Origin of the sequence: Nocardia sp. NPDC050793 (assembly GCF_040654065.1) — a bacterium.
In the GTDB taxonomy this organism is placed as follows: Bacteria; Actinomycetota; Actinomycetes; order Mycobacteriales; family Mycobacteriaceae; genus Nocardia.
In genome coordinates, this window is record NZ_JBFAHG010000002.1 from 173,132 (window position 1) to 193,600 (window position 20,469).

At 68.5% G+C, this 20,469-nt stretch carries 20 protein-coding genes; 11 read left to right on the forward strand and 9 right to left on the reverse strand.

Annotated features, from left to right (window positions below):
- Complete coding sequence (locus tag AB0H50_RS06310; RefSeq protein WP_357447773.1) at positions 1-408, reverse strand: VOC family protein; 408 nt, start codon at positions 406-408, stop codon at positions 1-3.
- Between the two features lie 284 nt (positions 409-692).
- Positions 693-1,340 (reverse strand): helix-turn-helix domain-containing protein, encoded by a 648-nt coding sequence (locus AB0H50_RS06315; RefSeq protein ID WP_357447776.1) that lies wholly within the window; start codon positions 1,338-1,340, stop codon positions 693-695.
- Positions 1,341-1,428: 88 nt separating this feature from the next.
- On the opposite strand from AB0H50_RS06315, the gene AB0H50_RS06320 reads away from it, so the two are divergent.
- Positions 1,429-2,514 carry an epoxide hydrolase family protein gene (locus tag AB0H50_RS06320; RefSeq protein ID WP_357447779.1) on the forward strand — a complete coding sequence of 362 codons (1,086 nt, stop codon included), beginning with the start codon at positions 1,429-1,431 and terminating at the stop codon, positions 2,512-2,514.
- 153 nt (positions 2,515-2,667) lie between these two features.
- Complete coding sequence (locus tag AB0H50_RS06325) at positions 2,668-3,291, forward strand: SDR family oxidoreductase (RefSeq protein ID WP_357447782.1); 624 nt, start codon at positions 2,668-2,670, stop codon at positions 3,289-3,291.
- 235 nt (positions 3,292-3,526) lie between these two features.
- On the opposite strand, the gene AB0H50_RS06330 is transcribed toward AB0H50_RS06325, so the two are convergent.
- Complete coding sequence (locus AB0H50_RS06330; RefSeq protein WP_357447785.1) at positions 3,527-4,675, reverse strand: GTP-binding protein; 1,149 nt, start codon at positions 4,673-4,675, stop codon at positions 3,527-3,529.
- Positions 4,676-4,750: 75 nt separating this feature from the next.
- Here AB0H50_RS06330 and thiD point away from each other — a divergent pair, with 75 nt between their 5' ends.
- On the forward strand, positions 4,751-5,596 hold the full coding sequence (thiD, locus tag AB0H50_RS06335; protein ID WP_357447788.1) for a bifunctional hydroxymethylpyrimidine kinase/phosphomethylpyrimidine kinase: 846 nt from the start codon (positions 4,751-4,753) through the stop codon (positions 5,594-5,596).
- Between the two features lie 178 nt (positions 5,597-5,774).
- On the opposite strand, the gene AB0H50_RS06340 is transcribed toward thiD, so the two are convergent.
- Positions 5,775-6,503 (reverse strand): TetR/AcrR family transcriptional regulator, encoded by a 729-nt coding sequence (locus AB0H50_RS06340; protein WP_357449320.1) that lies wholly within the window; start codon positions 6,501-6,503, stop codon positions 5,775-5,777.
- A 24-nt stretch (positions 6,504-6,527) separates the two neighbouring features.
- Positions 6,528-6,863, reverse strand: a complete 336-nt coding sequence (locus AB0H50_RS06345; RefSeq protein ID WP_357447791.1) for a DUF4873 domain-containing protein — start codon at positions 6,861-6,863, stop codon at positions 6,528-6,530.
- Positions 6,864-7,055: 192 nt separating this feature from the next.
- On the opposite strand from AB0H50_RS06345, the gene AB0H50_RS06350 reads away from it, so the two are divergent.
- From AB0H50_RS06350 to AB0H50_RS06385, 8 genes are all read left to right on the forward strand, one after another.
- Positions 7,056-8,021 carry a diiron oxygenase gene (locus tag AB0H50_RS06350; RefSeq protein WP_357447794.1) on the forward strand — a complete coding sequence of 322 codons (966 nt, stop codon included), beginning with the start codon at positions 7,056-7,058 and terminating at the stop codon, positions 8,019-8,021.
- Positions 8,018-9,007: a diiron oxygenase gene (locus tag AB0H50_RS06355; protein WP_357447797.1), complete on the forward strand. Its 990-nt coding sequence runs from the start codon at positions 8,018-8,020 to the stop codon at positions 9,005-9,007. Before AB0H50_RS06350 ends, AB0H50_RS06355 begins: the two co-directional genes overlap by 4 nt.
- A 17-nt stretch (positions 9,008-9,024) precedes the next feature.
- Entirely contained in the window at positions 9,025-10,578 is a 1,554-nt protein-coding gene (locus AB0H50_RS06360) for an NAD(P)/FAD-dependent oxidoreductase (RefSeq protein WP_357447799.1), read from the forward strand.
- Positions 10,579-10,590: 12 nt separating this feature from the next.
- Positions 10,591-11,439: an SDR family NAD(P)-dependent oxidoreductase gene (locus tag AB0H50_RS06365; RefSeq protein ID WP_357447802.1), complete on the forward strand. Its 849-nt coding sequence runs from the start codon at positions 10,591-10,593 to the stop codon at positions 11,437-11,439.
- A gap of 10 nt (positions 11,440-11,449) precedes the next feature.
- Positions 11,450-12,493: a ferredoxin--NADP reductase gene (locus AB0H50_RS06370; protein WP_357447805.1), complete on the forward strand. Its 1,044-nt coding sequence runs from the start codon at positions 11,450-11,452 to the stop codon at positions 12,491-12,493.
- Between the two features lie 115 nt (positions 12,494-12,608).
- Positions 12,609-13,238, forward strand: coding sequence for a methyltransferase domain-containing protein (locus AB0H50_RS06375; protein WP_357447808.1), 630 nt, complete (start codon positions 12,609-12,611; stop codon positions 13,236-13,238).
- Positions 13,239-13,393: 155 nt separating this feature from the next.
- Positions 13,394-14,656: a glycosyltransferase gene (locus AB0H50_RS06380; protein WP_357447811.1), complete on the forward strand. Its 1,263-nt coding sequence runs from the start codon at positions 13,394-13,396 to the stop codon at positions 14,654-14,656.
- Positions 14,653-16,635, forward strand: coding sequence for a glycosyltransferase family 39 protein (locus tag AB0H50_RS06385; RefSeq protein ID WP_357447814.1), 1,983 nt, complete (start codon positions 14,653-14,655; stop codon positions 16,633-16,635). The genes AB0H50_RS06380 and AB0H50_RS06385 overlap by 4 nt, the downstream gene beginning before the upstream one ends.
- Positions 16,636-16,741: 106 nt before the next feature.
- Here AB0H50_RS06385 and AB0H50_RS06390 read toward each other — a convergent pair whose 3' ends face one another.
- The 4 genes from AB0H50_RS06390 to AB0H50_RS06405 all read right to left on the reverse strand — a co-directional run bounded on the left by AB0H50_RS06390 (position 16,742) and on the right by AB0H50_RS06405 (position 20,469).
- Positions 16,742-17,521 carry an NAD(P)H-binding protein gene (locus AB0H50_RS06390; protein ID WP_357447817.1) on the reverse strand — a complete coding sequence of 260 codons (780 nt, stop codon included), beginning with the start codon at positions 17,519-17,521 and terminating at the stop codon, positions 16,742-16,744.
- Positions 17,522-17,805: 284 nt separating this feature from the next.
- On the reverse strand, positions 17,806-18,420 hold the full coding sequence (locus AB0H50_RS06395; RefSeq protein ID WP_357447820.1) for a TetR/AcrR family transcriptional regulator: 615 nt from the start codon (positions 18,418-18,420) through the stop codon (positions 17,806-17,808).
- A 4-nt stretch (positions 18,421-18,424) separates the two neighbouring features.
- On the reverse strand, positions 18,425-19,207 hold the full coding sequence (locus AB0H50_RS06400; protein ID WP_357447823.1) for an enoyl-CoA hydratase family protein: 783 nt from the start codon (positions 19,205-19,207) through the stop codon (positions 18,425-18,427).
- Between the two features lie 101 nt (positions 19,208-19,308).
- Positions 19,309-20,469 carry an acyl-CoA dehydrogenase family protein gene (locus AB0H50_RS06405; RefSeq protein ID WP_357447826.1) on the reverse strand — a complete coding sequence of 387 codons (1,161 nt, stop codon included), beginning with the start codon at positions 20,467-20,469 and terminating at the stop codon, positions 19,309-19,311.

The window sequence follows — 20,469 nt, forward strand, 5'->3', positions numbered from 1 at the left end:
CTACGGCCGGGTGGAGATCTGCTGGATCGCCCATCCGTTGCCGTCGGGGTCCGAGAAGAATACGAACCCGACGTTGTCGAGCGGATCCGGCATCTTCGTCGGACTCTCGCCGAGTACCTGGATCTCGCTGACCTCCACGCCGCGTTCGTCCAGTTCGGCGCGCGCCTTGCGCAGATCGGGGACCACCAGCTGCACGCCCTGCAACGAACCGGGCGCCATCGATGGAACCGCACCCTTGCCGATCACGATCGAGCAGCCGGAACCGGGCGGGGTCAGCTGCACGATGCGGATGTCGTCGCCGATCTCGGTGTCGTGGTCGACCGTGAAACCCAGTTGCCGCGCGTAGAAATCCTTGGCCCGGTCGATGTCGGAGACCGGAACCACGATCACCTCGAGCGTCCAGTTCATGGCGAACCCCTTCACGTCAGATGTTTCGTTCCTACCAGGCTGCAGCCAGACTCCGTGCCCCATTCCCGCGCACTGCCGCCAACGCCGGGGTCGTAGCGGCCGATCCCGCGGAGCGAATGACGGCCACCAGGATCACATGAGAAAGGCGGCAAGGCACGAAACGCTGGGTGTTCACAGCCCCCGACACCAAGCGACTTCACCTTGCGCGAGCCGGGGTGCGCCCACCCGAACCTGTCGGCACGAGGCGAACTCGGCAGCCATTCCGCGTGACCGCCGACAGCACATCAACCGCGCGGCTGCCAGCGCCAAGCGAATTCGCCTGGCTCCGGCGGCGGGCCGGGCAGATCACCGTCCGCGGCGAGGCCCGCGACGAGCAGCGCCAGCGTCCGCCTGCGCAGCTGGGCGGTGCGTTCCGCGTCCGGCATGGCGATCGCCGAGCAAGCCTCCAGGATCAGCCCCAGATCCTGCGGATTCACGTCCGCCCGTAGCCGGCCGGAAGCGTGGGCGCGACGGATCAATTCGGCGTTCACCTCGCCCGCGTGCACCACGTCGGGCCACATCGCGTCGTCGGGGGTGAAGGTGCCCGCCAGGTGCACGGTGAGCGAGTGCACGTCGGCGTCGACCACCCGCTCCAGGAAGCCGGCCAAACCGCGCCAACCGTCCGAATCCTCCAGTGCCGCATCGGCTTCCGCGTTGTAGCGACGCAACCCCTCGTGGCAGAGGGTGCGCAGCAGCACCTCCTTGCTCGGGTAGCGGCGATACAGCGCGCTGATGCCGACGCCCGCCCGCTCGGCGACCGCGGCGATCGGGGCGTTGGCGTCGGCGAGGAACACCGTCCGCGCCGCCTCCAGAATCAGCCCGTCGTTGCGGGCGGCCTGCGCCTTGCGGCCGGGCAGGCCCTTGCGAGCTGGGACTCCTTGCGTCTCCGACATGACTTCAGCCTAACACTTGAAACGGAATGATCCGTTCTGTTACGGTTGAAACAGAACGAAGCATTCCGTTTCAATTAAGGAGCGCCCGATGGCCGCCATCACCCCCTTCCGCATCGACATCCCGCAGGCCGAGCTCGACGACCTCCAGGCGAGGCTGGCCCGCACCCGGTGGGCCGATCAGATTCCCGGCTCCGGCGATAGCTACGGAGTGAGCGTCGATCGCGTGCGGCACCTGGTCGACTACTGGCGCACCGGCTTCGACTGGCGCGCGGTGGAGTCGAAAATCAACGCCCACCCGCAGTTCACCACCGAGATCGACGGACAGACCGTGCACTTCCTGCACGTGAAATCGCCTCGCGACAACGCCTTTCCACTGATCCTCAGCCACGGCTGGCCCGGCACCTTCGTCGAGTTCCTCGACATCGTCGACCCGCTCTCCGCGGCGGGCTTCGACCTGGTGATCCCCTCCGTCCCCGGATACGGATTCTCCGGCCCGACACAGGAATCCGGCTGGGACAACAGCCGGATCGCCAAGGCGTGGGCGGAGCTGATGAGCAGGCTCGGGTACGCCCGCTACGGCGCGGTCGGTAACGACGGCGGCGCGCAGATCTCCGCCGAGGTCGGCCGGGTCGATGCCGAACACGTTGCGGGCGTGCATGTCTCGCAGGTCTACTCGTTCCCGTCCGGGGATCCGGCCGAGCTGACCGACCTGACCGAGGACGAGCAGCAGTCGCTGGCGACGCTGGAGTGGTTCGCGCAGAACAAGATGAGCTTCAACATCCTGCAGGCGCAGCAGCCGCAGACCTTGGCGCACGCGATCACGGATTCACCGACCGGGCTGGTCGGCTGGAACGCGCAGTTGCTCGGCCCCGAGCTGGACGACGAATTCGTGCTCACCAACATCGCGATCCACTGGTTCACCAACACCGCGGGCTCGGCGATCCGGCAGTACTTCGAGAACGCCAAGGCGCAGCATCCGTCCGGACCGACCACCGTCCCGCTGGCGCTCTGCGGATCCACCGGCGATTTCCACGGCATCCGCCGCTTCGCCGACCGCGACCACAAGGCCATCGTCTCCTGGCGGACCCACGATGTGCCGACTCACTACCTGCATCACTCGGCGCCCGAGCTGATCGCGGGCGAGATCACCGCGTTTTTCGCGGCGTACCGGTAACGCCGAAGCGGCGCGCATCCGCCCCCGGGTGCGCGCCGAGCGTGTGGACGTTCGCTTATGTCATCGAGAGTCACGGCCATGGTTCGTCTCACCTCCCGCTGATGTACTGGATTCACCAACGGCACACCGGCTTTCATCGAGAGGGAGAACACCATGAAAATCGCAGTCTTCGGAGCCACCGGCAGCGTCGGCCGCCTGGTCGTCGAGCAGGCGCTCGAGCAGGGTCACGAGGTCACCGCCTTCACCCGCGACGCGGCGGGCATCGCCCAGCGGCACGAGCGGCTTCGGGTGGTGGAGGGCGACGTCTTCGACACCCACCAGGCCGAGCGGGCGGTCGCCGGTCAGGACGCGGTGCTGATCGCGCTCGGCGACGGCCGCAAGGGTCTGGTCCGCTACGCCGGGACCAAGTCGGTGGTGGAGGCGATGCAGCGGACCGGGGTGAAGCGGCTGATCTGCCAGAGCACGCTCGGCGTCGGCGACAGCCGCGACAACCTCAACTTCCTGTGGAAGCACGTGCTGTTCGGCATGCTGCTGCGCCGCGCCTACAACGACCACGTCGAGCAGGAGGCATTCGTGCGGGCCAGCGACCTGGATTGGACCATCGTGCGGCCGAGCGCGTTCACCGACGGGCCGCGCACCGGCAGCTACCGGCGCGCGTTCCCCGGCTCCGAGCGCGGGCTCACGCTGAAGATCGCGCGGGCCGACATCGCCGACTTCTTGCTCGAGCAGCTCACCGATTCGACCTATCTGCACCGGACGCCGGGCATCTCGAACTGATGCCAATCCCCCACGGCAACGAACTCGCCACGCCTACAAGAGGATCGACGGCAGTTCCCACACAGGCCACGCACCCCTCACAGCGCCAGCGCTTATGTGAGGCGTGTAAACCCTGTGTGCGATCACCTGCCGCGACCCACGCCCTCTCAATCGCGCGTGGGTCGTGGCAGGTCTGGTTGCCGAGCGGCGGCGGGACGAAGCGGACGCGACACTCGACCGGCGCGACCACCACGGTTCAGGCGTGCTCGTGCAGCTCGCCCCACGCCGGGAACGGGTCATCGAAGTCGGACCAAACCTCTGGGCCCGCGGCGAATTCGGCGTCGGTCAGCAGCGCGTCGTCCAGCAGGGCGCGCACCCGGTCGCCGTCCAGCCGCACGCCGATGAAGACGATCTCCTGCCCGGCGGGCACTTCCAGCGACGACCACCACGCGGCCGGCTCGAAGGTCAGATTGGGTCCCGCCTGCGACCAGATCGCCGCCAGACTCGCCCGGCTGGCGATCCAGCAGAATCCCTTGCTGCGCAACATGCCTCGCAGCTGGTCCAAAGCCGATGCCAATCGACCCGGATGGAACGGACGCTCGGCGGTGTAGGTGATGCTGCGGATGCCGTACTCTTCCGTCTCCGGAACATGGCCGCCGGCAAGCTCTTCGGCCCACCCCTCGGTCTCGGCCGCGATCACCGGGTTGTACCGTCCGGTGCCGAGCACCTCACCGAGTTCGACCACGCCGCGCTCGGTGCGCAGCACGCGAGCGCGCGGATTGAGCCGTCGCACCGTTGCTTCCACCGTCCCGGCGGCGTTCGCGCTCACCAGGTCGGTCTTGTTGATCAGCAGCACGTCGGCGAATTCCACCTGGTCCACCAGCAGATCGGCGATGCTGCGCTCGTCGCCCTCGCCCGCCTCCAGATTCCGCTCCGCGAGCGCCTGTCCGCGCACCAGCTCGCCGAGGAAGGTCGAGGCGTCCACCACCGTCACCATGGTGTCCAGCCTTGCGATGTCGCCGAGCTTGAAGCCGTCCTCGAATTCCCAGTCGAAGGTCGCCGCCACCGGCATCGGTTCGGAGATCCCCGTCGATTCGATGACCAGCTGATCGAAGCGCCCCTCCCTGGCCAGCCTGCCCACCGCCTCGATGAGGTCCTCGCGCAACGTGCAGCAGATGCAGCCGTTGGTGAGCTCGACCAGCTTCTCCTCGGTGCGGTCCAGGTGCCCCTGACCCGCGACCAGCGCCGCGTCGATGTTCACCTCACTCATGTCGTTGACGATGACCGCGACTCGGCGGCCCTCGCGGTTGGCCAGGATGTGGTTGAGCAGCGTCGTCTTGCCCGCCCCGAGGAAACCGGACAGAACGGTGACGGGCAACGGGTCGGAGCGCGTGGAAGTGGTCACGAGTTAATGATAATGGTTTTCATTTGCCCGATAGTGATCGGGTGGGTGCTGCCTTTCAGGGGTTAGGGTCGGGCTGTGAAACTGCTGCCCCTTCCCGCCGACGGACAGACCCCGGTCCGCGTCCTCACCATCGCAGGCACCGACTCCGGCGGCGGCGCCGGAATCCAGGCCGACTCGCGCACGATGGCGATGTGCGGAGTGCACGCGTGCGTCGCGGTCGCGGCGGTGACGGTGCAGAACTCGGTGGGCGTGAGCGGCTTCCACGAGATTCCGCCGCAGATCGTCGCCGACCAGGTGCGTTCGGTGGTCGGCGATATCGGCGTCGGCGCGGCCAAGACGGGCATGCTCGCCTCGACGGCCATCATCGAGGCGGTTGCCGAGGTCTGCCGCGAGGTGGGCATCGGCCGCGACGGCGCGATTCCGCTGGTGGTCGATCCGGTGGCGGCGTCCATGCACGGCGACCCGCTGCTGCACGCGGAGGCGCTGGATGCGGTGCGCCACACGCTGATTCCGCTCGCCACGATCGTGACGCCCAACCTCGACGAGGTCCGGTTGATCACCGGAATCACGGTCACCGACCAGGCCGAGGCGCGCCGCGCGGCCGAGGCGCTACACGCCCTAGGCCCGCGCTGGGTGATCGTGAAGGGCGGACACATGCGCTCCTCCGAGCTGAGCACCGACCTGCTCTTCGACGGCGAGAACTTCCACGAATTTCCCGCGCCGCGGATCACCACCGGCAACGACCACGGCGGCGGCGACACCCTCGCGGCCGCCATCGCGTGCGCCCTCGCGCACGGCTACCCGGTGCCGGAGGCGGTCGAATTCGCCAAGGAATGGACCCGCCGATGCCTGGCCGCCTCCTACGATCTCGGCGCGGGCCACGGTCCGGTCTCACCGCTGTGGCGGCTGAGTCATTCCTGACGTCCGCGCCGTCTCGTGCGGTGAGCCGGGCGGGAAAACTTGTCGGTGGGTGGGTCCATACTGAGGTTGTCGCGAACACGGCCGGCCTCAACGGCGCGGCTCGGCAGGAACAACGGCGTTCGCAGTGGACGCGGCAAGGCCCCGCGTGCCGTCCGCGGCGGCGGCACCCCGGGGCGGCTCAGGACGATTCGGCCGAAAAGGCTCGGTGCAGGGGCAGATCGGCGTCGATGACGATGCCGTTGAGACGCGCGTTGGCCTCGGCGAGCGCCGAGACGATCTCGGCGATGTAGGCGACGAACCTCTCGATCGGCATGGCGTTGGCCTGGAGCCGATTCGCTCCGAGCCACCAGTCGGTGGCCGAGGCAATCGCGCCGAATATCGAATAGTTGACGAGCTCGACGCTGGCCACGTCGATCGACTCGTCCTCGACCAGACCGGCGAACAGCTCGGCGGCCCGGCGCGCCGACTGTCTGGCCGATTGCAGCGCCCGCTCGGACTCGTCGGCCTGCTGGGTGAAGTGACTGTGCAGCATGAAACGGAAGACGTTCGGATGCTCGGTCACCACCAGCGCGTACTCCGCGGCCCCTCGGCGCACCAGTTCGCGAGCCGAGTCGTTGGAGAGATCGATGCTGGAGATGATGCGCTCCCACAGCATGTCGCGCACCCGGTCGACGACGGCGTTGTAGAGGTCGGTCTTGTCCTCGAAGTGCCGGTACAGCTTGGGCTTCGCGGCGCCCGCTTCCTTGGCGATATCGCCCATGCTGGCGTCGGGGCCGAACTTGTCCAGCGCGCGGAACGCCGCGTCGACGAATTCGTCGCGCACCTTCACCCGATGCGCACGCCACCGCTCGGTGCGGGCGTCGACCCGCTTGGGGCGCGCCTTGTCGACTTCCCGGCGGCTGTGCATCACGGATCCGACCGTACCAATCCCTCACCCGACCTCGGGCAACTCGGTCGGAACCGGGAACGGCGGGGTGCTCTTGCCCGTGATACGAAAGCGCCGCCACGGATCGGGATCGCCGACGTAGCCCTCGCGGGCGCTGTGTTCGGTGCGGATGGTCACCTTGGTGCGCGGCTCGTCACCGAGCGCGACGGCCAGGTCGTCGTTCGGGCGGATCCGGCCGAACCACCGGTAGATGCCGTCGATCGGTTCCCGATAGCCGCGCAATTCGACCTGCACCGGGATCTCGCGACCATGCACGACGAGGATCGCCGCGCCCAGGTAATCGGAGCCCGCGTGCGGGCTGTCGGCGAAGGCGCTGTTCATGTCGGCTCCTGCGTTCGCTCCTGAAATCCCGCTCGACCTCGACCGTTGACATCGAGTGAGACGTGGGACACACTCGTCAATGTACACGGAACTAGCGGTACTGGGTACTAGGAGTTCCGCATCGCGGTTCCTCGTACCTCCGCCTTTCCGGCACAGCGGATTGACACCCAGCAGAGAGAGCTGGTGAGGACAATGACGTCCAGCCACGACTACGGCTTCCGGCCCGCCACCACGTCGTCCGGCGGGGCCGTCCGACGCCGCCACCACATCGGTGATCGGCAGACCACCGCGCGGCGGCTGCTGTTCGCGGGCGCCGCCGAGGCGGCCTACGATCCCGATCTCGACATCGACTGGGACGCGGCGCCCGATCCCGCGAAGCATTGGCTTCCACCGGAACGCGTTTCGCTGTACGGCAGCAGGTTGTGGGAGCGGCTGACCCCCGAGCAGCGGCGCGAACTCGGTAAGCACGAGCTGGTCAGCATGCTCGGCATCGGCATCTACGCGCAGTCGATGCTCTCCATGCTGATGTTCCGCGACGTCATAGAAGGCCGCGATCCGGTAGACGATCACATGCGATTCACGCTCGCGGCGATTCACGACGAGAGCCGCAACTCCACCATGTACAGCAGGCTGATCAACGCGGCCGGCCTGCCGCCCTACCGGCCGCCGGCGCCGCTGCGTGCGCTGACCAAGCTCACGCTGTGGATTCCGGACGGTCCGAGCGCGCTCGGCTTCCGCTTGCTCGTCGAGGAGATGGCGGCACAGCTGCTGCGCGAGCTCACCGCCGACCCGGACATCCAGCCGCACCTTCGCCAGCTGGCCATGCTGCACGCCGCTTCCAGCGCGCGCCACATCGAGGCTACGCGCGCGGAATTGTTGCGCGCCATCGACTCTCGCGGTCCGATCCGCGTCGCGCTGCACCGCTGGGCGCTCAGCGCAGTGGCGGCGGTCGCCTACGCGACACTCGTGCACCCGGCCGTCTATCGCGCCGTCGGCATCCATCCGCTCGCCGGAGCCGCGGCCGCGGTCACCACCGGCGCCTATCGACGCAACGCACGCGCCGCGACCGCGACCGTGCGCGAGTTCCTCCGCGAAACGCAACGGCCCCACGGCATGTCGAGCGTTCGCTCGATCACGAACAGGAGAGCGGTGCGATGACCACCGAAGCCAAACCCATCGTCACCACCGCGGGCGCATCGACGGTGCGCCGCAAGACGGTCGGCGACCGGCAGAAGACCGCCAAGCGCCTGCTGCGCTCCTCCGCCGAGCGCGCCTACGACGGCGAGGTGGACATCGATTGGGACGCGCCGATCGAGCCGGGCAAGCACTGGATGCCGGAACACCGGCAGTCGCTGTACGGCACCGCGCTGTGGGAACGGCTCACCCCGGAGCAACGCACCGAACTCGGCCTGCACGAACTGGTCAGCGTGCTCAGCTTCGGGATCTTCGCGGAGGCGGGGCTGAGCACGATGCTCTTGCGCACCGTGCTGGAGAGCGAGCAACTGGTGGACGATCACACCCGCTACGCGCTGGCCGAGATCGGCGAGGAGACACGGCATTCCACCATGTTCAGCCGCCTGGTGAATCTCACCGGCTTGCGGCCGTATCTGCTGCCTGAGCCCTGGCGCAAGCTGGGCCGCCTCGCCGCCTTCATCCCGCTCGGTCCCTCGGCCCACGCGGGCACCCTGCTGATCGAGGAGATCCTCGACCGGTTGCAGCGCGAGGCCATGAACGATCCGGACCTGCAACCCCATGTGCGCCAGCTGATGAAGATCCACGTGTTGGAGGAGGCGCGCCACATCACCTACGCCCGTGAGGAATTGGTGCGCGCCATCGAAGCGCGCGGCAAGGCGGCGAACGCCTTTCACCGGCTGGTCTTCGCGGTGATGGTGCTCGGCGTGTACCCCGTGCTGATCAATCCGCGTGTCTATCGGTCGGTGGGCATCGATCCGCTGCACGGCTTCCTCGCCGCCTTCACCTCACCGAATTTCCGGGCGAACGCGACCTTCGCGGGCGAACCGCTGCTGCGTTTCGCGCACGAGGTGGGCATGCTCGACGGCGCGGTGACGCGACGGCTCTACCGCATGTCGCGCAGCGTGCCGCAGGACATTCTCGACGACCTCGACCGCCGTGCGGCGGCGTGACCCGTGGGAGTGAAGCGATGGCGACGCGGCATTCGGTTCCGGTGCACACCGAGGTACTGATCATCGGCAGCGGATTCTCCGGCCTCGGCATGGGAATCGCACTGGACAAGGCAGGATTCGGCGACTACCTGATCGTGGAGAAGGCCGACGACATCGGCGGCACCTGGCGCGACAACACCTATCCGGGCTGCGCCTGCGACGTGCCGACCCACCTGTACTCGTATTCCTTCGAGCCACGATCGAATTGGCGACGTCTGTTTTCCGAGCAGCCCGAGATCTTCGGCTATCTCCAGGAAGTCGCGGCCAAGTATCGGCTGCACGGCCGAATCCGATTCGACCAGCGCATGATTCGCGGCTATTGGGACGAGGGCGAGCGGCACTGGCACGCCTTCAGCGCCGACGGACAAGAGTACGTCGCGCGCTTCATCGTCTCGGCCATCGGGGCGCTGCACATTCCGAGCATTCCGGAATACCCGGGCAGTGCCGAATTCGCGGGCGCGGCGTTCCATTCGGCGCAGTGGGACCACGCGGTCGACCTGCGAGGAAAACGGGTGGCGGTGATCGGGACCGGGGCGAGCGCGATCCAGTTCGTCCCGGAGATCGTCGGCGAGGTGGGCGCGCTGACCGTGTTCCAGCGCACCGCACCGTGGGTGCTGCCGCGCGCCGACGTGGTCTTCTCCGATCGGTTCCGCGCCGCGTTACGCCGGGTGCCCGGACTGCGCTTCGCGCTGCGCAACGGCATCTACTGGGGCGCGGAGGTCGGCGCGTACGCGATGACCCGCAGGCCCGACCTGCTGAAGACGCTCGAATGGCTCGGCAAGCGGCACATCGCGCGCCAGATCGCCGATCCCGCGCTGCGCGCCGCGGTGACGCCGGACTACCGCGCCGGCTGCAAGCGGCTGCTCGGCTCGGACACCTACTATCCTGCGCTGGCCGACCCGAAGACGACGGTGGTCACCGACCGCATCGACCACTTCACCGCCGGGGGCATCGTCACCGCGGACGGCGTCGAGCACCCGGCCGACGTGATCGTCTACGGCACCGGATTCCACGTCATCGATTCGTTCACCAACCTGTCCATCACCGGACGCGACGGCGTCGACCTCGCCGCACGCTGGACCGTGGAGGGCGTGCAGGCGCACCGCGGGATCACCGTGGCCGACATGCCGAACGCCTTCTTCCTGCTCGGCCCGAACACCGGGCTCGGCCACAACTCGGTCATCTTCATGATCGAATCGCAGATCCACTACGTGCTGGACGCGATCCGGCAGGTGCGGGCGCGCGGCGCGGTCGCGCTGGTGCCCCGGCGGGCGGCACAGGACCGATTCAACGCCGAACTCCAGCGCAAGCTGGTCCGCTCGGTGTGGAACACCGGCGGCTGCCGCAGTTGGTATCTGGACGAGCACGGCAACAATCGCACGCTGTGGTCCGGCTTCACCTGGCAGTACTGGCTACAGACCAGGCGGCTGCACGCGGACGAGTACGAGTTCATCGGTCCCGCGGCGCGCCCGACCATCGTGCTGGAAAACTCTCCCGCCCAAACCTTTCCGACCACGATCACCGGCAACTGAAAAGGGGATCCCGTGCGCCACTTCGACAACAAGGTCGCCGTCATCACCGGCGCCGGCTCGGGCATCGGCCGGGCGCTCGCACTGGAGCTGGCGCGGCGCGGCAGCCGCCTCGCGCTGTCCGATATCGACACCGGCGCAGTGGCCGACACCGCGGGTCGCTGCGAAAAGCTCGGCGCCACAGCGATTCCCTATCAACTCGACGTCGCACAGCGGGCCGCGGTCTACGCGCACGCCGAGGACGTTCGCACCGAATTCGGCGGCGTGGACCTGGTAGTGAACAACGCCGGGGTGGCGCTCAGCGCCGACGTCCTCGACATGGGCTGGGACGATTTCGACTGGCTGATGAACATCGACTTCTGGGGCGTCGCGCACGGCACCAAGGCCTTCCTGCCCGATGTGATCGCCTCCGGCGACGGGCACATCGTCAATATCTCCTCGGTCTTCGGCCTGATGGGGATTCCGTCCCAAAGCGCCTACAACGCGGCGAAATTCGCGGTGCGCGGCTTCACCGAGGCGTTGCGGCAGGAAATGCGCATCGCCCGATATCCGGTCGGGGTCACCTGCGTGCATCCCGGCGGCGTGTCGACCGCCATCGCCGCGAACGCGCGCGGCATTCCGGACGGGGTCGACCGGGAGACGGTGCGCCGCGGCTTCGAGCTGATCGCCATGACCAGCCCGGAGACGGCCGCGAAGATCATCTTGCGCGGCGTGCGCAAGAACAAGGCGCGCGTGCTCATCGGGCCGGACGCCCGCGGCTTCGACCTGGTCCCGCGGCTGCTCGGGCCGCACTACCAGGATCTCGGCGTGCCGCTGTACCGGCTGGGCAAGCGGGCCGCGCGCCGGTTCGGCGTCGAGCTGTAGGCGGGGACCGATGACGCGGGCCAATTCCCACGTGCACACACTGGAAGTGGTGGAGGTGATCAAGGAGACGGACGCGGCGGTCTCGCTGGTGTTCGAGATTCCCGACGTGCTCGTCCCTCGATTCCGTTACCACCCGGGGCAATTCCTCACCCTGGAGGTACCGAGCGAGCGCACCGGATCGGTGGCCCGCTGCTATTCGCTGTCCAGCTCACCGCATCTGGACGACGACGCGATCGTCACCGTGAAGCGCACGCCCGGCGGCTACGCCTCGAATTGGTTGTGCGACAACGCCGCTGTCGGCATGCGGCTGCGGGTGCTCGCGCCGTCCGGGGTGTTCGTGCCGAAATCGCTCGACGCCGATCTGCTGCTGCTTGCGGCGGGCAGCGGCATCACCCCGGTCGTGTCCATCGCGAAGTCGGCGCTGATCGCGGGTTCGGGCACGGTGCTGCTGATCTACGCGAACGACGACGCGAGCGCGGTGATCTTCGGCGCGGAGCTGACGGACATCGCGGTCGAATTCCCGGATCGGTTCACGGTGGTGCACTGGCTGGTCGACGAGCGCGGGCTGCCGACGACGTCCGCGCTGCGCGACCTGCTGCTCCCATACCCGCGCTACGACGCATTCCTATGCGGCCCAACACCTTTCATGGCTGCTTGCACGGCGGCGCTGCGCGCGATCGGGATGCCGGAGTCGCACATCCACCACGAGAAGTTCCAGTCGTTGACCGGCGACCCGTTCGCCGACATCGAACTGCCCGGCGGGGACGCCGAATCCGATGCGGCCACCGCTACCGTGACACTCGACGGACGCACGCTGGAACTGCCGTGGCCGCGCACCCGCACGTTGCTCGACGTGCTGCTGGCCAACGACTACGACGCGCCGTTCTCCTGCCGAGCGGGCGAGTGCAGCGCATGCGCCTGCACGGTCCGGGCGGGCGAGGTGCGGATGCTGCGCAACGAGACGCTGGTCGACGCCGATCTCGCCCTCGGCCTGACCCTCGCGTGCCAATCCGTTCCCGTCTCCGACCACGTCCACATCGACTTCGATCAGTAATCGTTTGCCGAAACGGCAAAGAATCTGGCTCGACTTCTCCACTTGCGTGCACCATGCTCTTGCGGGTTGTTCCCGCAGTTCATCACCGGCATACGCAGGTCAGGAGAGGCGTTCGATGACCGAAACCACCGCTCAGAATTACTGGGAAGACTTCTACCGTGAGCGCGATCAGGTCTGGACCGGCAAACCGAATGTGTTGCTGGTCCGCGAAGCCGCCGATCTCGCGCCCGGCACCGCGCTCGACCTGGGCTGCGGCGAGGGTGGCGACGCCATCTGGCTGGCCGAGCGCGGCTGGCGGGTTCGGGCGGCCGACGTGTCGGCCATCGCGCTGGCGCGGGGAGCCGAGCGCGCCGCCGCTGCGGGCGTCGGAGACCGAATCACCTGGGAGCGGCATGATCTCGCGCATTCCTTCCCCGAGGGCTCGTTCGATCTGGTGTCGGCCCAGTTCCTGCATTCGCCGGTCGCCGCGGACGGTGAACGCGACAAGATCTTGCGGCTCGCCGCCGAGGCCGTCGCGCCAGGCGGTGCGCTGATCATCATTGGACACGCGGGCTGGCCCACCTGGATGACCGAGCCGCCGTCCATCGAATTCCCCACCATCCCAGGCACACTCGCCGCTCTCGAGCTGAAGCCAGGGGAATGGCGGGTCGAGATCGAGGAGGTCGTCGGTCGCGAGTGGCCCGGTCCCGAGGGGCAGGAGGGCCGCAGGGAGGACACGGTGCTGCGCATCCGGCGACTGCAGTAGGCGTACCTCCGCCTTCGCTCCGGCCATGCGCGGGGCTGAGGACGGACTGCGTCCGGCTGCGTTGGATGTGCATACCTCCTCGGGTCTGCATACCCCCAGCAACCTCACAGCCCGGTACCAGCGTCACGGCAGCTGCGCCACCGACGGTGATCACCATGACCGAAACCGTGGCCGTCGCCAGCGCGGCGGAGCAGAACCGAGCCGCGGGCCGACCGCCCGTGCTCGACGTGGTGATACCCGTCTACAACGAGGAGACCGACCTGGGCGTCTGCGTACGCAGACTGCACGCGTACCTGGGTGGCGGCTTCCCCTTCCCTGCGCGTATCACCATCGCCGACAACGCGAGCACGGACACGACCCTCCAGGTCGCCCAGCTGCTCGCGGCGGAATACGACGACGTGCGCGTCGTGCACCTGGACGCCAAGGGCCGCGGCCGGGCGCTGCGCGCCGTGTGGGAGCACTCCGACGCGCAGGTCGTCGCCTATATGGACGTCGACCTGTCCACCGACCTCGACGCACTGCTGCCCCTGGTGGCTCCGCTGGTCTCCGGTCACTCCGACCTCGCCATCGGCACCCGCCTGTCCGCGGGGTCGCGGGTGGTGCGCGGACCGAAGCGCGAATTCATCTCTCGCAGCTACAACCTGATCCTGAAGGCCGCGCTGCGCATCGGCTTCTCCGACGCGCAGTGCGGTTTCAAGGCGATGCGCACCGATGTCGCGCGGCGGCTGCTGCCGCTGGTGCAGGACGGCGAATGGTTTTTCGACACCGAACTTTTGGTGCTCGCGGAACGCGCGGGCCTACGCATCCACGAGGTGCCGGTGGACTGGATCGATGATCCCGACAGCCGCGTCGACATCGTCGACACCGCGCGCAAGGATCTCCAGGGCATCTGGCGGCTCGGCCGGGCCATGGCCACCGGCGCACTGCCGCTCGACGACGTGCGGCGGGCCATCGGGCGGGAACCGCTGGTGCCCGGCGTGCCGGTGGGCATGGTGGGCCAGGCGGTGCGGTTCGCGCTCGTCGGCGTCGTTTCGACCATCGCGTACCTGCTGCTCTACCTGCTGTGGCAACCGCTCACCGGGCCGCAGGCGGCGAACCTCCTCGCGCTGCTGGTGACGGCCGTCGGCAACACCGCAGTCAACCGTGCCTTCACGTTCGGTGTGCGCGGCACGAACGGTGCTGTCGCACAGCACTTCCAGGGTCTGCTGCTGTTCGGGTTCGGCCTGCTGGTCACGAGCGGTTCGCTGTTCGCGCTGCATCGCTGGGCGCCGGACGTGGCCGTGCAGTGGGAGCTGCTGGCACTGGTGGTCGCCAACCTCGTGGCGACCCTGGCGCGGTTCATCGGATTGCGCTGGGTCTTCCGGAACGCGGGCGACCGCCAGTACCCGACGACCGCGGTGGACGGGGGAAGCCGATGAGCACCGCGACGCTGGCTCCGTCAGAATCCGTTCCGCTTCAGCAGAACTCGGTTTCGCCGAGGCACAATCGCTGGGAGTACCCGGCACTCGCCGCGCTGCTTGTCGGGACGGCGGTGGCCTACCTCTACAACCTCGGCGCGAACGGCTGGGCGAACGCCTTCTATTCAGCCGCCGTGCAGGCGGGTTCGCAGTCGTGGATGGCGTTCTTCTTCGGCTCCTCCGACGCGGGGAACTCGATCACCGTCGACAAACCGCCCGCCTCGCTGTGGCTGATGGAACTCTCGGTGCGTCTGTTCGGCCTGAGCAGCTGGAGCATTCTGGTGCCGCAGGTGCTGCTCGGCGTCGGCACGGTGGCGCTGCTGTGGGCGACGGTGCGGCGCTCGTTCGCCCCCGCCGCCGGTCTGCTCTCCGGGCTGGCGCTCGCCGTGACTCCCGTCGCCGCGCTGATGTTCCGGTTCAACAACCCCGACGCGCTACTGGTGTTCCTGATGGTCGCCGCGGCGTGGGCCATGCTGCGCGCGGTCGCGGACGGCCGCTGGCGCTGGCTCGTGCTCACCGGCGCCTTCATCGGTTTCGGCTTTCTCGCCAAACAGTTGCAGGTGCTGCTCGTGGTGCCCGCGCTCGCGCTGACCTACCTGATCGCGGGTCCGCCCGCGCTGGGCAAGCGGATCGCGCAACTGTGCGCGGCGGGCGCTTCGATGGTGCTGGCGGCGGGCTGGTGGCTGCTGACGGTGGAGTTCTGGCCCGCGTCCTCGCGGCCGTGGATCGGTGGCTCTCAGAACAATTCGATCCTGGAGCTGACCCTCGGCTACAACGGCCTTGGCCGGTTGAACGGCAACGAGACCGGCAGCGTCGGCCCCGGCGGCGAAGGCGGCCGTGGCATGACATGGGGTGACACCGGCATCACCCGGCTGTTCGAGCCCGCGCAGGGCGGGCAGATCGCCTGGCTGATCCCCGCCGCATCGATAGCGCTGATAGCAGGAATCATCCTGTGCGCCAAGGCCCCTCGGACCGACGGCAGACGCGCCGCGCTGGTGCTGTGGGGCGGATGGCTGCTGGTGACCGGCCTGGTCTTCAGCTTCATGGCCGGGATCTTCCACCAGTACTACACCGTCGCTCTCGCGCCCGCGATCGCGGCGTTGGTCGGCTCCGGTGCGGTCCTGCTGTGGCGCGAACGGGACCGCGTCCTGGTGAGGGTGGCGCTGGGCGTCGCGACGGGCGCGACAACCGCAACAGCCTGGGTATTGCTCTCGCGCAGCTCGGATTTCGTGCCGTGGCTGCGATGGGTGGTCTTGGTGGCCGGTGTCACCGCGACCGTTGCGCTGCTATTTCCCTTGGGGCGCAGGCGTTCCCTCGCCGCTGCACTCACCGTCGCGTTCGTCGGCTTGGCCGGACCGGTCGCGTACACCGCCCACACCCTGGCAACACCGCATTCCGGTCCGATCCCGACGGCAGGACCGAATGTCGGGTCAGGCTTCGGCGGTCACCCCGGTGGCGGACCGGGCGACGATGGCGGTATGCGCGGTGGGCCGATGATGCCGGGGCGCAACAGCCAGGGCAAACGCATTAGCCCGGAAGGCGGAACCATCGGCAGCCCAGCCGGTTTCGGTGCGCCGACCGGTGGATTCCTGAGCGCGAGCACTCCGGGCGACGAGCTGGTCGCGCTGCTCGAGGACAACGGCGACGCCTACACCTGGGTGGCGGCCACGGTCAGCTCGAACAGCGCGGCGGGCTATCAGCTCGCCACCGAGCTGCCCGTGATGCCGATCGGCGGCTTCAACGGCACCGATCCGTCGCCGACGCTGGAACAGTTCCAGCAGTACGTGGCCGATGGCAAAATCCACTACTTCCTCGGCGGCGACAACACCCCGAACGGCGACCAGTCCTCGGAGAGCGCGAAGATCACCGCCTGGGTCCGCGCCACCTTCACCCCGGTCGAGGTGGACGGAGTCACCGTCTACAACCTGACCGCCCGCTGAACCCCACTGGCGCACCGGCGACTTCGCAGACGTTCGGCACGCTTCGCAGAGGCTGTAAACCCTGCGAAGCGTGCGTATCCTCTGCGAAGTCGCCTGTGCTGGGTGCTCAGCGGGCCGGGTAGGTCGCCTCGAGCCACTCGGCGAAGGTCGGGCCCGCCAGGGTGGCGTGCGGTCCGGGGAGCAGGGTGCCGTCCTCGAACCGCTCGCGGTCCGGGTTGGCCGGGTCGCTCACCTCCTGCACCTCGATCGCGTCGCCGCGCCGGGCGGCGAGCAGCGCGGCCGCGCCCGCCATGGTCTCCGGCTGGGGGCCGGCGATCTCCGGGAACGGTCCGTCGGTGGTCTCCGGGGCGGGGTTCACCGCCAACTCGACGAGCTTCTCGGCGACGGCGCGGGCGGCCACCAGCTGGGTGCGCATGTTGGGCAGGTAGGCGACCTCACCCTGGGTGCCCCACTGCATCATCACTTCGACCAGCTCGTGGAACTGCGCGGCCCGCAGAATCTGCACCGGCAGCGGGCCTTTCGCGAGTTCCTGCTCATGGGCCAGCTTCGCGGCGTTGTAACCCGCGACCGTGCTGTCGATGCCGATGATGGACGCCACGACCAGCCGCGCGACCCCGGCCTCGCGGCCTGCCTCGTGCAGGTTGCGCGCGGCGGCGGTGAAGAACGCGGTGGCGATGTCCTTGTCGGCCGACGGCGTGCTGGAGGCGTCGATCACCACGTCCACCCCGGCCAGCGCCTCGACGAGGCCCGCGCCGGTCTCGATGTCCACGCCGTTGGCGCGGGAGAAGGCCACCACCTCGTGGCCCTGTTCGTTGAGCACGTCGACCACGTGGCGGCCGAGGCGTCCGGTGGCTCCGGCGACGGCGATCTTCTTGCTGGCGTTCATGTCCCGCTCCTTGTGTTCCGCTGCGGCGGTGTTCCGCGTTCACAGGGAGGACGACACGGGGCAGTTGAGTGTGACATCGCAAAGAACACGCAGGTCAGGAGCTGCAGGTGCCGCCCACTGCGGGAACCGCGCAATGCGGGAACCGCGCAATGCGGGAACCCCGCAGTACAGGAACCGCGCAATGCGGAACCGCGCGATGCGGGAGCCCAGCAATGCCGAACCGCGCGGCGCGGGAGCCCCGCAATGCGGAAGCCGCACGAGTCAGAAGCCGCGCAGTGCAGACCTCAGCGTGGCGCGGCGAGCGCCGAGTGCAGCGTCGCCGACCACTGCTGGACGATCTCCTTGCGGCGGGCCGAGTCGTCGGTGAGGACGTCGGCGAGGCCGAGGCCGCGGGCCAGGTCCAGGGTCGCCTGCACCAAGTGGTGCGCGACCGGATCGGAGTCGTCGACACCGAGCGCCTCGACGGCCCTGCGGTGTGCGATCCGTCCGAACTTCGCTTCCAGCGGCACGATCCGTTCGCGCAGGACCGGGTCGGCGGCGGCGTGCGTCCACACCTGCAACGCCGCCTTGAACAGCGGGGACGTGTAGGACTCGACCAGTCCCGCGACGACGGCCTCCGTCCGGCCAACGCCCTCGGCAACCCCCGCGATCGTCCGCGCCTCCGCCTTGGCCTGATCCATGCGCGTGTCGAACATGTACTCCAGCGCGCCCGTGATCAAGTCCTCCCTGGTCGGGAAGTGGTGCTGGGCAGCACCGCGCGACACCCCGGCCCGTTCGGCGACCACCGCGACCGTCGCGGCAGCCCAGCCCATCTCGGCCAGGCAGTCGATAGACGCCTCGAGCAGGCGCTGCCGTGTTGCCCGGCTGCGGTCCTGCTTGGGTTCGTGGGGTGTCGCCATGGCGCTATTCTGCCCAGCTCGGTGCGCGCCGCTGCAGGAAGGCCAGCATCCCCTCGTGCACCTCGGGGGTGCCGAAGAAGCTCGCCGAACGTCGCGCGAGCTCTTCAGCGGAGGCGTCGAACGCGGTCAAGATGTCCGTGTTGACCAGACGCTTGGCCTCGGCCAGACCCTGCGGCGAACCTTTGCGCAGCTCGCCTACCAGCCGCGCGACCTCGGCCGCCGGGTCATCGGCGGTGATCGTGACCAGCCCGATCTCGGTGGCGACCTCGGCGCCGAACTTCTCGCCGGTGAGGTAGTAGCGGCTCGCCGCACGCGGGCTCAGCCGCGGCAGCAGGGTGAGCGAGATCATGAATGGCGCGAGGCCGATCCGCACCTCGGTGAGCGCGAAGGAGCTGCCCGGTCCGGCCACCACCAGGTCGCAGGCCGCGACTATGCCCATGCCGCCCGCCCGCACGTTGCCGTCGATCTGCGCGATCACCGGCTTCGGGATCTCCACGAGCCTGCGCAGCACGCCGATCATCACGCGGGTGCGCTGATCGGCGGCCACCGCGGGGTCGGTGTCGCTGGCCTCGCTGAGGTCGGCGCCCGCGCAGAAGGTGTTGCCGGTGTGCGTCAGCACGATGCCGCGCACCGCGGGATCGGCCCACGCGTCGTCGAGGCCGCGGAGCAGATCGGCGACCAAGCGCGAGGACAGCGCGTTGCGGTTGTGCGGAGAGTCGAGAGTGAGGACCGCGAAGCCGTCGCGGACCTCGTAGCGAACGAGCGGCGCGGTGGAAGTGTCGGTCATCGGGGTCTCCTGTGATTCGTCGATCGGGGACCCCGCTCCGTCCTTCGGATCGTTCCGAAGCCGCGCTTGCGATTTCGGCGGACGGAGCGGGATCGGCTGCGTCAGTAGGACTTCGGCAGACCCAGCGAGAACTGGGCGACGAAGTTGAGCACCATCTCCCTGCTGACCGGAGCGATCCGGCCGATACGGGCCGCGGCGAGCATGGCGGCGAGTCCGTAGTCCGCGGTGAGACCCGCGCCGCCGTGCGTCTGGATCGCCTGATCCAGCGCCTTGATGCTCGCCTCGGCCGCCGCGTACTTGGCCATGTTCGCGGCCTCGGCGGCGCCCATCTCCTCGCCCGCGTCGTAGAGCGTGGCGGCCTTCTGCATCATCAGCTTGGCCATCTCCAGCTCGATCTTCACCTGCGCCAGCGGATGCGAAATACCTTGGTGCGCACCGATCGGCGTCTTCCACACGGTGCGCTCCTTGGCGTATTCCACCGCGCGGTCGATGGCATAGCGACCGAGGCCGACGGCCATCGCGGCGCCCATGATGCGCTCCGGGTTCAGACCGGCGAACAGCTGCATCAGCGCCGCGTCCTCCTTGCCGACCAAGGCGCTGGATGGCAGGCGGACGTCGTCGAGGAACAGGGTGAACTGGTGGTCCGGTTCGATGATGTCCATCTCCTGCGCCGTCTTGGTGAAGCCGGGCGAGTCGGTGGGCACGATGAACAGGGCTGGCTTGAGCTTGCCGGTCTTGTGGTCCTCGGTGCGCGAGACGATCAGCACCGCCTCGGCCTGGTCGACACCGGAGATGAAGATCTTGCGGCCGTTGAGGATCCAGTCGTCACCGTCGCGGCGGGCGGTGGTGGTGATCTGGTGCGAGTTCGACCCGGCGTCCGGCTCGGTGATGCCGAAGACCATCTTGCCCGAGCCGTCGGCGAGCTTGGGCAGCCACTCCTGCTTCTGCTCGTCGGTGCCGTACTTGGTGATGATGGTGCCGCAGATGGCCGGCGAGACCACCATGAGCAGCAGGCCCGCGCCCTGCGCGGACAGCTCCTCCATCACCAGCGCCAGCTCGTACATGCCCGCGCCACCGCCGCCGTACTCCTCCGGCAGGTTCACCCCGAGGAAGCCGAGTTTGCCTGCCTCGTCCCATAATTCGGTGAGCGGCTCGTGCTTGCGCGCCTTGGGCAGCACGTAGTCGCGGTAGCTGTACTTCGCGGCGAGCGCGGCCACCGCGGCCCGCAGCTGCTTGCGCTCGTCGGATTCGATGAAGGTCAT